Source organism: Acinetobacter sp. YH12126, from assembly GCF_013418745.1.
Classification (GTDB): Bacteria; Pseudomonadota; Gammaproteobacteria; order Pseudomonadales; family Moraxellaceae; genus Acinetobacter; species Acinetobacter amyesii.
Genome location: NZ_VPBM01000004.1, coordinates 232409 through 245254, shown reverse-complemented (window position 1 = coordinate 245254; position 12846 = coordinate 232409). Strand labels below are relative to the sequence as shown.

The 12846-nt window shown below is 39.1% G+C and carries 12 protein-coding genes and 1 pseudogene; 11 read left to right on the top strand and 2 right to left on the bottom strand.

Features of this window, described 5'->3' with window-relative positions:
• Window positions 1-110, top strand: a pseudogene (locus FTU62_RS03625) (IS5/IS1182 family transposase); the annotation flags it as partial.
• Window positions 111-331: 221 nt separating this feature from the next.
• On the opposite strand, the gene FTU62_RS03620 reads toward FTU62_RS03625, so the two are convergent.
• Together FTU62_RS03620 and FTU62_RS03615 are read right to left on the bottom strand one after the other, a co-directional pair.
• Window positions 332-1063, bottom strand: a complete 732-nt coding sequence (locus FTU62_RS03620) for a folate-binding protein YgfZ (RefSeq protein ID WP_257223047.1) — start codon at window positions 1061-1063, stop codon at window positions 332-334.
• 117 nt (window positions 1064-1180) lie between these two features.
• Entirely contained in the window at window positions 1181-3280 is a 2100-nt protein-coding gene (locus FTU62_RS03615; protein WP_180101850.1) for a multicopper oxidase family protein, read from the bottom strand.
• A 591-nt stretch (window positions 3281-3871) separates the two neighbouring features.
• Here FTU62_RS03615 and acnD point away from each other — a divergent pair.
• The 10 genes from acnD to FTU62_RS03565 all read left to right on the top strand — a co-directional run bounded on the left by acnD (window position 3872) and on the right by FTU62_RS03565 (window position 12837).
• Window positions 3872-6490 (top strand): Fe/S-dependent 2-methylisocitrate dehydratase AcnD, encoded by a 2619-nt coding sequence (acnD, locus tag FTU62_RS03610; protein WP_180101849.1) that lies wholly within the window; start codon window positions 3872-3874, stop codon window positions 6488-6490.
• A gap of 79 nt (window positions 6491-6569) precedes the next feature.
• Window positions 6570-7871 (top strand): SIR2 family protein, encoded by a 1302-nt coding sequence (locus FTU62_RS03605; RefSeq protein ID WP_180101848.1) that lies wholly within the window; start codon window positions 6570-6572, stop codon window positions 7869-7871.
• Window positions 7872-7960: 89 nt separating this feature from the next.
• Complete coding sequence (locus FTU62_RS03600) at window positions 7961-8191, top strand: antitoxin (protein WP_180101847.1); 231 nt, start codon at window positions 7961-7963, stop codon at window positions 8189-8191.
• Entirely contained in the window at window positions 8191-8352 is a 162-nt protein-coding gene (locus FTU62_RS17585; RefSeq protein WP_257223044.1) for a VapC toxin protein, read from the top strand. Before FTU62_RS03600 ends, FTU62_RS17585 begins: the two co-directional genes overlap by 1 nt.
• A gap of 233 nt (window positions 8353-8585) precedes the next feature.
• Window positions 8586-8822: a hypothetical protein gene (locus FTU62_RS03590; protein ID WP_306669900.1), complete on the top strand. Its 237-nt coding sequence runs from the start codon at window positions 8586-8588 to the stop codon at window positions 8820-8822.
• Window positions 8823-8949: 127 nt separating this feature from the next.
• On the top strand, window positions 8950-9525 hold the full coding sequence (locus tag FTU62_RS03585) for a DUF4126 domain-containing protein (RefSeq protein WP_111884815.1): 576 nt from the start codon (window positions 8950-8952) through the stop codon (window positions 9523-9525).
• A 148-nt stretch (window positions 9526-9673) separates the two neighbouring features.
• Window positions 9674-10165, top strand: a complete 492-nt coding sequence (locus tag FTU62_RS03580) for a DUF2569 domain-containing protein (protein WP_180101846.1) — start codon at window positions 9674-9676, stop codon at window positions 10163-10165.
• 217 nt (window positions 10166-10382) lie between these two features.
• Window positions 10383-10592 (top strand): hypothetical protein, encoded by a 210-nt coding sequence (locus FTU62_RS03575; protein ID WP_180101845.1) that lies wholly within the window; start codon window positions 10383-10385, stop codon window positions 10590-10592.
• Between the two features lie 105 nt (window positions 10593-10697).
• On the top strand, window positions 10698-10955 hold the full coding sequence (locus FTU62_RS03570) for a hypothetical protein (RefSeq protein ID WP_180101844.1): 258 nt from the start codon (window positions 10698-10700) through the stop codon (window positions 10953-10955).
• 1423 nt (window positions 10956-12378) lie between these two features.
• Window positions 12379-12837, top strand: coding sequence for a GIY-YIG nuclease family protein (locus FTU62_RS03565; RefSeq protein ID WP_180034547.1), 459 nt, complete (start codon window positions 12379-12381; stop codon window positions 12835-12837).
• Window positions 12838-12846: the final 9 nt, after the last annotated feature.

The window sequence follows — 12846 nt, the reverse complement described above, 5'->3', positions numbered from 1 at the left end:
TAAAAACTTTCAAAATCCTTGCCGAGCGATATCGTAATCGAGGAAAAAGACTGGGCTTAAGATTCAATTTAATTGCAGGAATCTATAATTTAGAGCTGAGCAAAAAATGAATTATGAAAGAAGTCTATTGAAAAACCACCATAGTAGAGTGCGATTAACTTATGCTTTGGGTCTTGAAATTGTGTCTGATGCATCGTTATATAGTTTATTGTTAAAATTCGGAGTGCATTTTAGTTTAAAAATAGTCAAATTAACATGATGAATTTTAAAATTTAAAACTTAGATTTGTTATAAAAGAAGATAGCTAAATGTAGCTATCTTCTGAATTTATTTAAGCTGACTGCGGACGTGCCACATCACCATTTAATGCTTCAGGCAAGGCTAAAACAGTTACATCTAACTCTTCTAAAGCTTCTGGACGAGCAACAACCAATGCTACATAACCATTTTCTACAGCCGCGCTATTGACGACTTGTACGCCTTTATTCAGCTGTTCGCCTTGTGCAGGAGCAGTACCCGTGCCTTGAATTGCATGCAACCAAGCTTTTGGTTTGGCTTTAAACCATAAACGTGCAATCACTTCCTGACCCAAATAACAGCCTTTGTCATAGTGGACACCTTCACGCTGATGTAGACGTAACTCTTGTGGTTGGAACACATGTTCAATGGCTTGGTCGATATAGGCCTGACCCGCTTGAATCGCTTGAATTTCCCATGCTGCAACATCCGTCGGTTCCGAAGAAAATGTCGTTTCATCACCGACTAAACTTGGAAAAACTGTACCAGTTTCTTCAAGTTTCATCTTAGAAAATGCACCAAATTTTTTAATATGTTTGGCAAATTCTTCGGCTTGATCTGCTGTAGTGACAATAGAAAAACTTTCAGCACTGTGTTTGGTGAGCCATAAACCAAAATGAATACGGCCTTTGAGGTCGCAGATTGCGGTATAGCGTGTTGCATTTTCTTCAAGGCGTTCAACATGCAAAGTCACTTGCCCTTGTAGAAATTTTTGTGCATCGACACCGTTGAGAGAAAAAGATGTGAATGCCATAGACGTTGTCATGACCAGCCTCAGTATAAATTTTAGATATCATTAATCATGTTATTTTGCAGCAAGCCGCAGTGTTAGGCAAACAAAAAGCCCATATTGATATGGGCTTTTGTACAGCAGAGATCTGTCTTAGTGATTGTGTGTAGGCATATCGCTTGCAGTCATATCCATAGTGGAATGATGTGAAGGAGGCTCACTATTACAATCATATTGGTCGCCACAAATACGCACGGTTTCCATCATGCCTTGATCTTCATGGTTTAAAATATGGCAGTGCAGCACAAAGTCGCCTTCAAATTTTTCGTATTTACTGCGTACAAAGATTTTATAGCCCTGTTTGACGAAGAGCGTATCTTTCCAAACGCCTTTCATTCCATGATATTGCGAGTCAATATTTCCTGCACCATCTTTATCTGAGCTGCCGATGGCACTGACATCGACACCATTTTCATTCAATATTTTCACCACTTGGAATGGATTGACATGAATATGGAAGGGATGACTGGCAACATTACTGCTTAACTCCCACTCTTGAGTTTGCCCGATTGGAAGCTTGCGGACATAGCTATGGTGGGTATGGTCTTCATCATGGTAGGCATCGCCAAAGCTGATCAAGGTACCTTCTTCGGCATGACGAATACCAAATTTAAAGCTGCCATCTGTATTGAACAGAATGTCAAAGTTGGTGATTTGCTTCGCCATCGTTTTGAGCATTTCATCGACTTCAGCAGTCATTAAACTCGCATGCGAGATAAAGGCTGATAAATCACCCTGTTCGAGCTGTGCAATCACTTCTGGTGCCAGTTTTAGTTGGGTGGCCTGACTTTTTAAGAAGTTAAACGGCGTTTGCTGCGGTAGTTGAGTTGCTTGCACATTGACCCAACCGAGGAGCTGTGTATTGAGTTTTTCTTCTGGTGCGCGACGAAGTAACGGACTTGATTCAGGCGCATTAATTTCATCTTCTAGATTCAGCTTGGCATCGTATACACAGTATTTATTGGTGGTCGGGAAGGAGAGCATGGCATCAAAGCGATAACCTGGCTGAAAAATTTCAATCCCTTGCTTTTGGATTTTCCCCATGGTCAAGCCATCTTGTGCCAGGGTATATAACGGTAATGTTTTTAGCGTCTTAAACTGTGAAGACATCGACTTGCTTTGATACTTTTGACATTCACTCAGGGTTTGCTCTGCGGTAAAGAGCGCAGAATCAGGCAGTTCCTTAATCGTCAAACCAATGGTGTCACGGATACCGCCATGAATCATGCGCCAGCGGTGGTATTGGTTCTGATCCACCTTAATTTCACCAAACATTTTGCCATTGATACTGGTAAAACGATTTTCATCCGCCCATGAGGTTGGTATATCGAGTTTTGAATAATCTTCTAAGCTATAGATGCAGGGTGTGCCATTTACTTGGCTTAATTTGCTGTCGCAATCTTCGTTGTATTGAATCTGCTGGAACAGCATGATTTTTTCATGGTCATACTGCTGGTTTTTTTGATTTTTCCATAAAATATCCAAATCTCCAGTCTGTTGAATTTGCCCCTGACGAATGACAGGTTTCCGCTCGCCCTCAATAATCAAAGGGCCAGCCATGCCACTTGAGACCTGAATCGCGGTTGAACCATGCACATGCGAGTGATACCAAAATGTTCCCGCAGGATGATTCGGTTCGATCTTAAATTCGTAATGAAAATCTTGCTGAGGTTTTAAGCTCAAAAATACGTTGTCACTATTTCCTTGCGGGCTAACCCAAAGACCATGTGTATGTAAATTTGTGGTGTTAAAACAGTTCCCTTGGTTAATATTGGTCACTGGACTTGGACAGGTCTCCGTCGATTCAACAGGGAGATGATTAACCAGATGAATTTTTAAATTGTCACCTTGTTTCGCACGAATTTGTGGGCCAACCAACACATCCGAAACACTGCCATCGCTATTTTTCGAGTTCCAGAGTTCAGGTTTAGTCAGATAGCCTCTGACCTGTAATAGATCATTCTCACCCGTTTCAGGGTCGTATAAGGCTTGGCGTTTATACGCTATCAGTAGTTCATGTTGACCTTGTGCATTGGCTTTCAAACGTGGTGGATTCGAGACGACAGTCGGTGAGTCTACTTCCTCTTCTTGAATCGTCGAATCCGTTGTCGATTGGTCGTTGTCGCCACAGGCAATGAAGCTGAGACAGCTTAAGAGGCAGCCAGCCCCAATGATGGTTTTAAATTTTGTCATGATCTTTCCCCAAAGCATAATGACGGTAGAACAGTAGTCGCTGATTTATTTAGCTAAGGTTTTGTAAATATTGTGATTATTTTGGCGAGTACAGCGAATTACTGTGCTTGTATGTCGTGCTTTTATTATCTGAGAGAGGGGTGATTCGACGCTATCCCTGCAAATAGGGATAAATTGAGAATTAAGATAAAATAAATAATAAAACCGTGTTTTGATTCACATTATGACTTTGAGGCGCAATGAGCTAATAAAATAATTTAATACCTTGATTATTAAATACTAAAATTGATAAGACTGATTTTTAACCAAATTGGTTGATATTTAGATTAAATATTATGCAGTGCAATTTTCCTTAGACTAAAGAATGAGGCGGATTTGCAGCTATTTTTCAAAAAAATTCACATTTAGAGCGAATATTCCAAAGTTAGTGTAACTAAATATTTCAAAAACCCCTGTTTTTGTATTTAACTCTATGAAATATATCAGATTTGGGAAATGGGTTTTCGGCAGTGTAGTATGCCTATCGAACAAAGATGAATTGTCTATGAAAAAGACAACGCAAAAAAATGAAAGACCGAGGGCAGGAACGCTATGAACAACAACTACCGTAAACCGCTGCAAGGCACCCAGCTAGAATACTTCGATGTACGCCAAGCCGTAGAAGATATTCAGCCAGGCGCATACGCAAAACTCCCATATACATCTAAAGTCCTTGCAGAGCAGTTGGTTCGTAAATGCGACCCTGCAATCTTAGAACAGTCTTTAAAAGAACTGATTAACCGCAAACAAGACCACGATTTCCCTTGGTACCCTGCACGTGTGGTGTGCCATGACATCCTCGGTCAAACCGCATTGGTTGACCTTGCAGGCTTGCGTGATGCGATTGCTGACCAAGGCGGCGACCCGTCAAAAGTCAATCCTGTTGTTCCAACGCAGCTGATTGTTGACCATTCTCTTGCTGTAGAGTTTGGTGGTTTTGATCCTGATGCATTTGAGAAAAACCGCGCGATTGAAGACCGTCGTAACGAAGACCGTTTCCATTTCATTGAATGGACCAAAACAGCCTTTGAAAATGTCGATGTGATCCCTGCGGGCAACGGTATCATGCATCAAATCAACTTGGAGAAAATGTCTCCAGTGATTCAAAACCGTGATGGTTTAGCTTTCCCTGATACTTGCGTGGGTACAGACTCACATACGCCGCATACTGATGCATTGGGTGTGATTTCTGTTGGTGTCGGAGGACTCGAAGCTGAAAATGTGATGCTTGGCCGAGCATCTTGGATGCGTCTGCCAGACATCATTGGTGTAGAACTGGTGGGCCAGCGTCAAGCAGGCATTACCGCAACTGATATCGTGTTAGCGCTTACAGAATTCTTGCGTAAAGAACGTGTCGTCGGTGCTTATTTAGAGTTCTTCGGTGAAGGTGCAGACAGCATGTCTGTAGGCGACCGTGCAACGATCTCGAATATGACCCCTGAATATGGCGCAACGGCTGCGATGTTCTACATTGACCAAAACACCATTGATTACCTGACATTGACAGGCCGTGAAGCGGATCAAGTGAAATTGGTTGAAACCTATGCCAAAGAAATTGGTCTTTGGGCGTCGGATATGACAGCGGCAGAATACCCGCGTGTACTACGTTTTGATTTATCACAAGTCACTCGTAATATTGCAGGTCCATCGAATCCACATGCACGTGTATCAACTGCTGATTTAAAAGCCAAAGGCATTGCAGGTAACTTAGAAGCGGCTAAAGCTCAGGAAGCTGAAGGTTTAATGCCTGATGGCGCAATCATCATTGCAGCAATCACCTCATGTACAAACACTTCTAACCCACGTAATACCGTGGCAGCAGGCTTACTTGCACGTAAAGCTAATGAGTTAGGACTTGTGCGTAAACCTTGGGTGAAATCATCATTTGCACCAGGTTCTAAAGCAGCAGCTTTATACCTAGAAGAAGCAGGTGTATTGGGTGATTTAGAAAAACTAGGCTTTGGTATCGTGGCATATGCATGTACCACGTGTAATGGTATGTCAGGTGCTTTAGATCCAAAAATCCAACAAGAAATTATTGATCGTGATTTGTACGCAACTGCGGTACTTTCAGGTAACCGTAACTTTGACGGCCGTATCCATCCATACGCAAAACAAGCATTCTTGGCTTCTCCACCTTTAGTTGTGGCGTATGCAATTGCAGGGACGATTCGTTTTGATATCGAAACCGATTCACTGGGCAATGACAAAGACGGTAATCCAATTTACTTAAAAGACATTTGGCCGTCTGATGCTGAAATTGATGCATTGGTGAAAAAAGCGGTGAAGCCTGAACAGTTTAAGAAAGTGTATATCCCAATGTTTGATTTGGGTGAGCGTGAAAAAGCGGCAAGCCCACTATACGACTGGCGTCCGCAAAGTACTTATATCCGCCGTCCGCCGTATTGGGAAGGGGCTTTGGCTGCACCGCGTACACTTGCAAATATGCGTCCGCTTGCGATCTTGCCTGACAATATCACCACTGACCATTTATCGCCTTCAAATGCGATCATGATGGATTCGGCAGCGGGTGAGTACCTGCATAAAATGGGCGTGCCAGAAGAAGACTTTAACTCATACGCAACCCACCGTGGTGACCATTTGACTGCACAGCGTGCGACATTTGCCAACCCGAAATTGTTTAATGAAATGGTGGTTCGCTCTGACGGTACGATCAAGCAAGGTTCAAAAGCGCGTGTAGAGCCTGAAGGCGAAGTGATGCGTATGTGGGAAGCAATTGAAACTTACATGAACCGTAAGCAACCGCTGATCATTATTGCAGGTAAGGACTACGGTCAAGGTTCGAGCCGTGACTGGGCTGCCAAAGGTGTGCGCCTTGCAGGTGTAGAAGTGATCGTGGCAGAAGGTTTTGAGCGTATTCACCGTACTAACTTAGTAGGTATGGGCGTGTTACCGCTTGAGTTTAAAGCTGGAACTGACCGTAAAACTTTGAAGCTGGATGGTACAGAGCTGTATAGCGTGATTGGTAATATTGCGCCACGTTCTGACCTGACTTTGGTGGTTGAGCGTTCTACGGCAGACGGCAAAAATGAAATCATTAAAGTGCCTGTGACTTGCCGTTTGGATACTGAAGAAGAAGTTCATGTGTATGAAGCGGGTGGTGTGTTACAACGCTTTGCACAGGATTTCTTGGAAGGGAATGTGGCTTGATGAATTAAGCTGAAAGTAATTGATTTATTGGTATAAAGACCCTACTGTTAAGTGGGGTTTTTAATGGTAGATAAAATAATTGAGTGAATTTTTTGAGATTGCATATGCGGCTGTAACTAAAAGATTATGTTTTTTTACTGGCTCAGGTTTTTCAAGTGCAATAAGTAATAATAGCTCGCCTACATGGGAAAGTTTATTAATTCATTTATGTGACTTAACGGAAGCCCCTGAAGAACTAAAAGAGACTTTCTTTGATGCTAGTCAAAAGTCCATTCTCTCGTTGGAGGAGATTGCACAAGTAATACAAATAGAACTAGATAAAATAGGCAAATGCATTTACGAAGAGATATTAAATATTGTAAAAGACATTCGGCTTGGTGGGGATATTGATGAAATTAAAAAATTTTTCGATACTCAATCTTTCCGAGTAGTCACGACAAATTATGATAAATTAACCGAAGAACTTTCTTCAAAAAGATGTCAATCAATTTCTCCAGGTAATCCGATACCAAGATCATCATCCCCAGTGAAGATATATCATGTACACGGGTCGGTTGATTCCTATACAAAGATGATAGTAACAGCGAATGACTATTATAATTTCATAAATATTGACACTTATTTTTCTAGAAAATTAAGTACTATTTTGCATGAAAATACATTAGTCATATTAGGTTATAAATTGGGAGATTCTAATCTAAAAGCTATTATCAATGATTATAAGAATTACTCTTTAGAAAACTTATTAGGTTCTAGCATATTCTTTATATCAAGAAGTAAGGTAAATCAATATATTAAAGACTATTATTATAGGACGTATAGCATACGAGTTATAGATGAGATAAGTACGAATGATTTCTTTAATAATATAAATAGAAATTTGGATAGAGCTAAAGAGTGTAGTGAAACGACAATTCAAAATATCCAAAAAATTATTCTAAAAACACATTCATTTTCAGAAGATTACTTAAAAGTTGAAAACTCCTTTTACGAAATTCTTTCATCAATAAATGCTGTTGGATTTAGCTATAACAATGTTCACACTCAAAGAATTATTATTGAAGTTATCAAAAAGAAAAAGGAATTTACCTCAGAGACTGGAGCATGGGTGCAATATGAAATTTTAGCAAAATGGTTAACTTACTTATTATCGATTGTTGATATAAGGGGGATGGACTTTGAAGAAGAAATTTTAAATGCAGTCAGATATTCAATGGAAAATATGAGTAGGGAACTAAAGTTAGGTTATTCTTGGCATGCATATAATGTATGGTCTAGAAGACGTACAAGTGTTTCTTCAGACAACAGGTTGTTAATTAAGAATTATTTAACTTCTCATAGCTTAAATAATGATGTTAAAGATCTTCTAGACTGTTTTTGAGTTTAGTAATTTTCAACCTTAATGTGTGGTTGGAAAACACTCAAAAAAATCTATCATAAAATATATACAAAAACTAATAGAGTTGCCTTATGACTATTGCAAAAGTTTTTATGGCAGGCCGCAGTCAGGCCATTCATTTACCGAAAGAATTTCACTTTAAATGCAAAGAAGTCGAAATCTTTCGACGTGGCGATGAAGTCATACTGCGTGAAAAATCTGTCACAGCAGATCAGCTATTTAAAGTTTTGGCGCAAATGCCAGATGACTTTTATGCAGAAACAAGAGTAGATGAACCACCGCAAAAACGAGAAGCGTTCTAATGCCAACACAATATTTATTGGATACCAATATTTGTATTTATATCACTAAGCATCAACCTGAAATTGTTCGTCAGCATTTTGAAAAACATTTACCTGACGTAATTACTTTAGGCGAACTTCGCTTTGGTGCGGAAAAAAGTCAAAAAAAGCAAAAGCATTAAAAGTCATAGATGAATTCACCTCAATCATTCCAATTAAAGAATTAGCGCTTCAGGGGCAAATAATTGGCAATAATGATTTATGGCTAGCTGCTCATGCACGATCAAATAATTGGGTTATGGTCACAAACAATGAAAAAGAATTTCTGCGTGTAGACGAACTACAAGTAGAAAACAGGCTCAGCAAATCGCTGTAAACCCACCAAAATTTCCACACGAAATTATGCTTTGCCTAAATGCCATTATCAATTGTCGAAATGACCAATAGACATTCATCACAAGAGGGTTATACTGAATCTACCATTTCTAAAAACATATGGAGAACAAAAATGGTTACTGCTGGTCAAAAACCCGGAACAGGCTTCTATTTTTGTGTTCAATGCGGACACCGCGTCTACTTAGAAATTGGTACTGATCGTTTACCACCGTGTACCAAATGCCAAGGCAATCAATTTAACAATAAGAATGCCTAAGCTGCAAAACACTAACAGTTATCCGCTGTTTAGAAAGAAAAGCCCTATCACTCGATAGGGCTTTTTGCTAACGTATAACACTGCATATATAAAAACAAATTGCACATTTAACTGTTCGGAGAAGCCCATGGAAACAATATTAGGACTGTGTATTGGTATTGGCTTAAGTGCTGCTTGTGGCTTCCGTGTCTTTGTACCTTTATTGGTGATGAGTGTTGCTTCCATTTTAGGATTATTCGAACCGATGAAAGGATTCGAATGGTTGTCTATGCCTGCGGTTTGCATTGGCTTAGCAATTGCGACTGTCTGTGAAATCGCCGCGTACTATATCCCTTGGGTAGACAATGCTCTCGACACTATTTCAACACCCGCAGCTATGATTGCAGGGACGATTGCCACAATGGCAGTAAGCTCAGGTGAAATGTCACAGTTTGCCAGTTGGGCGGCAGCAATTATTGTCGGTGGTGGTACAGCAACAGCAGTGCAAATGAGTACCGTCGCTGCGCGTGGTGTATCTACCGCAACCACAGGTGGCGTTGCAAATCCGATCTTATCTACAGGGGAATGGATTGGCGCGGCTGTCTTGTCAGTATTGGCCTTTTTAGTCCCATTTTTTGTGGTGATCTTAGTGATTGCGATCGTGATCTGGTTGGTTCGCCGTATTCGCCAAAAACGAACTGTACAGGTCGATACCCCTTTATAAACCAGTCAAGATTTCACTCTAAAATGAATCCATCTTTTAGAGTGAGTGATCTGCGTGTTTGCTTAATAAATATAGAAATAAAAATCCGAAACTGAGTTTTTCATTGTTTGATAAAGATTATAAAAATTATAAGAAGTGATACAAAAAAATGAACAATCAGAGGAATTTAAAAGGTTTGGGCGGGTGGCTTATTGTGTTGGGGATAAAAATTGTCCTATCACTACTATTGCTTTCATTTGATATTTATAGCCTATATCAACTTTTTCAAAATGAGGCGTTAAGTCAAATAAGTGATCAAAAATCGGAACTTTATTATCCAACTCTGATGTATTTACTCTATATAGAAAGCATCTTAAATATTGTATTTTTCTTACTTTCAGTTTGTGCTGTCTACTTATTTTTTAGTAAGCATCTTTACTTTCCAACATTCTATATTGCGTTTATGGCAAGTTTTTTATTGGTACAGTTATGTGATAGTGCCATTTTGAGTGTGCTATTCACTGATAAAAATGCATTTGATACAGAGACCATCATGCTGTTAGCGACGAGTACTATGGGTTGTCTGATTTGGACGCCGTATTTGTTGATGTCAGTTCGAGTGAAAAATACCTTTACTCAACATTCAAAGCACTCGGCTTAAGCACATAAATTTGATCAAAAAATTGCAACTATCTGTCCTAAAAGAGCACATCATTCTGCGTTTAAGTCATCCAAGAGACGCCTAAAAAAATCTTTAAATTACGATTGATTTTTAAACAATAAAGGCATAATTTTAGTATGTGATTATAAATCACATAAATTTTATATGGATTTATTAATCTTTTGAATTTTATAAAAAATAAAGAGGGGGATGGTAGATGATTAAATTTATAGTGGATGAAAATGCCTTATCGAATGGCTCACATTTAATTCACAATGGCACGCAAGGATGCGTAGATATGCCGCAGTTTGACCAGCAAATATTGATTGGTTATTTTGCCAATTTTGAACTCGCTTATAAGCGTGCACGAATGAGCTGGCCAACAGAAAAAGTTGTTGGTTGCGATAAATGCTGTAGTCAAAGCTAGAAATTCAACATGCATTAACCTTGAAATAACGCTGTATATCCAAGAAAAATGGCGCAGAAATTGCTAACTAAAATAGGTAATCGCGTTATTAATAGGATATACAGCATGACCACAGAAACCATCCGTTCTACAAAATATCCAGCAGAGGCGCATGCCTATGCAGCATGGCCTTTGATCCTGATTATCATTGGTGGTGCGATTGGATTGGTATATGCCGTGATTGCATATCTGATCAATCTCAAAATATATGCATCAGACCTCAGCCGAATGAATAAAATTTTGGCCAATTTACTTTGTGGTATGATGGCATGTAGTGGTTGGTGGTTTAGCGCACAGTGGGTACAAAGCTATTTAGCTCAATGACCAATCATGCGTTGAAAAGATCAACCCTAATATCTGCAGAACATGGATAGGCTTAGATCTCTACTCAAAGGGCGGAGTTTTGTATGAAGTTAAGGGATGAATGTTCAGCGGCGATATATTTTTAAATTTGACGCTGTGTTTGGACGTTTTGTCTGTTGTAAAAGAAAATTTTCTTATAGTTGGGCAAATCTGCAGATAAAAAACGCTGAAATGAGCTGAAAAGATAAAATATCCTGCTAAACCTAAAATGGCTGAAAAAATTTGCTGAATTTGCAGGAAATTAGAAAAACTTAGGAAATTAATCCCGATCCTCTTTGGTTAAAGTATATCTCAAGGGTGTGATAGAGATTGAAAAGAGTAGCATGCTGTCAGTGGTGCAAAACACGTGTACAGTACTCACCCAAAAGGTCTCGATTCAGCTTAGGACGCTATAAACCAGAAGTTTATAGGCTATAAGATCATGACTTACAAAGTGATGATAGTTGAAGTAAACAATATTGTTTTCTCTTATACCACCCCAAAAATTTAAGCCAAAATAAAAAAGAATAATGAATCATTACTCCTTTAATCCGCATAAAACAAACCACACCAGTTTAATCACCATAAGCTTAAAGATCATCAGGCATCTCCCGTAAAAATAGTCCTAAGCCAAGTGTTAAATCTGAACGAATTTCATTTTCATCACATTGAATAGCTTCTGTGCTTTTTGCTACTTTTTTCAAGCACACCTCAATTTTCAGATCTCGCTGTGGTATGCATTATTGACTCTTAATCTAGTTGGAGAACTCATTTCAATACAAGTTCTCATTGGTTAAAAGTCCTGTCTAGAATTCAAATGATCCCGATGGTTTGAGTGCTAAGCTATGGCGAAAATTCTCGGGAAAAGTCATTTATAAGATGGAAAAAATGCTAAAACATGATGCAAGAAGAAAATATTTTCAATATATCTTTAAATGTGAAAAATATTTTTAAAATAAGCCAAAAACAGTGATTTTCAGGGAAACAATCCCTCATCGATACCACTACTATATATCTCAAGGGTGTGATAGAGATTGAAAAGAGTAGTATGCTGTCAGTGGTGCAAAACACGTGTACAGTACTCACCCAAAAGGTCTCGATTCAGCTTAGGACGCTATAAACCAGAAGTTTATAGGCTATAAGATCATGACTTACAAAGTGATGATAGTTGAAGTAAACAATACTGTTTTCTCTTACACCCTAAAAAATTTTTAAGAATTCAATCGAATAATAAATCCTTCCATCTTTTTCAAAATTCCAAACTTCGCATTCATTCCAGACAAACTTTGATCATTGCTGATGTAATGAATATCACGCAGAACAACTCAAACTTAATCTAAGCTTCGGATTGTCCTTTTTCACAAAGTTGTTATGCTTAACTATCTAAATTTTAAATAATTTTGATATGGGTTATCTGAACCAATTGATACAGGATTGTCTGCAGGCACAGCAGACTAAAGCTGAGCGTATATTTGAGTTTTCAAGTTTTGATGATCTTGCTCTACACGCACATTATATTTATGTGATAGAGCAGGTTGGTGGCGATATACAGCAGACATATCAGGACTATGCTGCATTTAAGGCATTGAAAACCCATGCCTGTGCCAAGTTAAATCAACCCAATCACATTCTGTATGTCGGATCATCACGGACAGGTATAAAGAATCGTTTAAAACAACATTTAGGTTTTGGGCCTAAACGAACCTATGCCTTGCATTTATCGCAGTGGTTTCAGGGCAAATATCGCATCACACTACATCAGTATCCTTTAACCACGAGTGCAAGCATCTTACAGTTACTGGAGGATGATTTGTCTCATTCATTAGCACCAGCCTTTGGTAAATTGGGGACCAATAATCGTTAGGGTTAGACC

Excerpts from the sequence above, each read along its gene's own strand:
- FTU62_RS03620 (WP_257223047.1), bottom strand. The coding sequence starts at position 1,063 with ATGACAACGTCTATGGCATTCACATCTTTTTCTCTCAACGGTGTCGAT.
- FTU62_RS03615 (WP_180101850.1), bottom strand. The coding sequence starts at position 3,280 with ATGACAAAATTTAAAACCATCATTGGGGCTGGCTGCCTCTTAAGCTGT.
- acnD (WP_180101849.1), top strand. The coding sequence starts at position 3,872 with ATGAACAACAACTACCGTAAACCGCTGCAAGGCACCCAGCTAGAATAC.
- FTU62_RS03600 (WP_180101847.1), top strand. The coding sequence starts at position 7,961 with ATGACTATTGCAAAAGTTTTTATGGCAGGCCGCAGTCAGGCCATTCAT.
- FTU62_RS17585 (WP_257223044.1), top strand. The coding sequence starts at position 8,191 with ATGCCAACACAATATTTATTGGATACCAATATTTGTATTTATATCACT.
- FTU62_RS03590 (WP_306669900.1), top strand. The coding sequence starts at position 8,586 with ATGCCATTATCAATTGTCGAAATGACCAATAGACATTCATCACAAGAG.
- FTU62_RS03585 (WP_111884815.1), top strand. The coding sequence starts at position 8,950 with ATGGAAACAATATTAGGACTGTGTATTGGTATTGGCTTAAGTGCTGCT.
- FTU62_RS03580 (WP_180101846.1), top strand. The coding sequence starts at position 9,674 with ATGAACAATCAGAGGAATTTAAAAGGTTTGGGCGGGTGGCTTATTGTG.
- FTU62_RS03575 (WP_180101845.1), top strand. The coding sequence starts at position 10,383 with ATGATTAAATTTATAGTGGATGAAAATGCCTTATCGAATGGCTCACAT.
- FTU62_RS03570 (WP_180101844.1), top strand. The coding sequence starts at position 10,698 with ATGACCACAGAAACCATCCGTTCTACAAAATATCCAGCAGAGGCGCAT.
- FTU62_RS03565 (WP_180034547.1), top strand. The coding sequence starts at position 12,379 with ATGGGTTATCTGAACCAATTGATACAGGATTGTCTGCAGGCACAGCAG.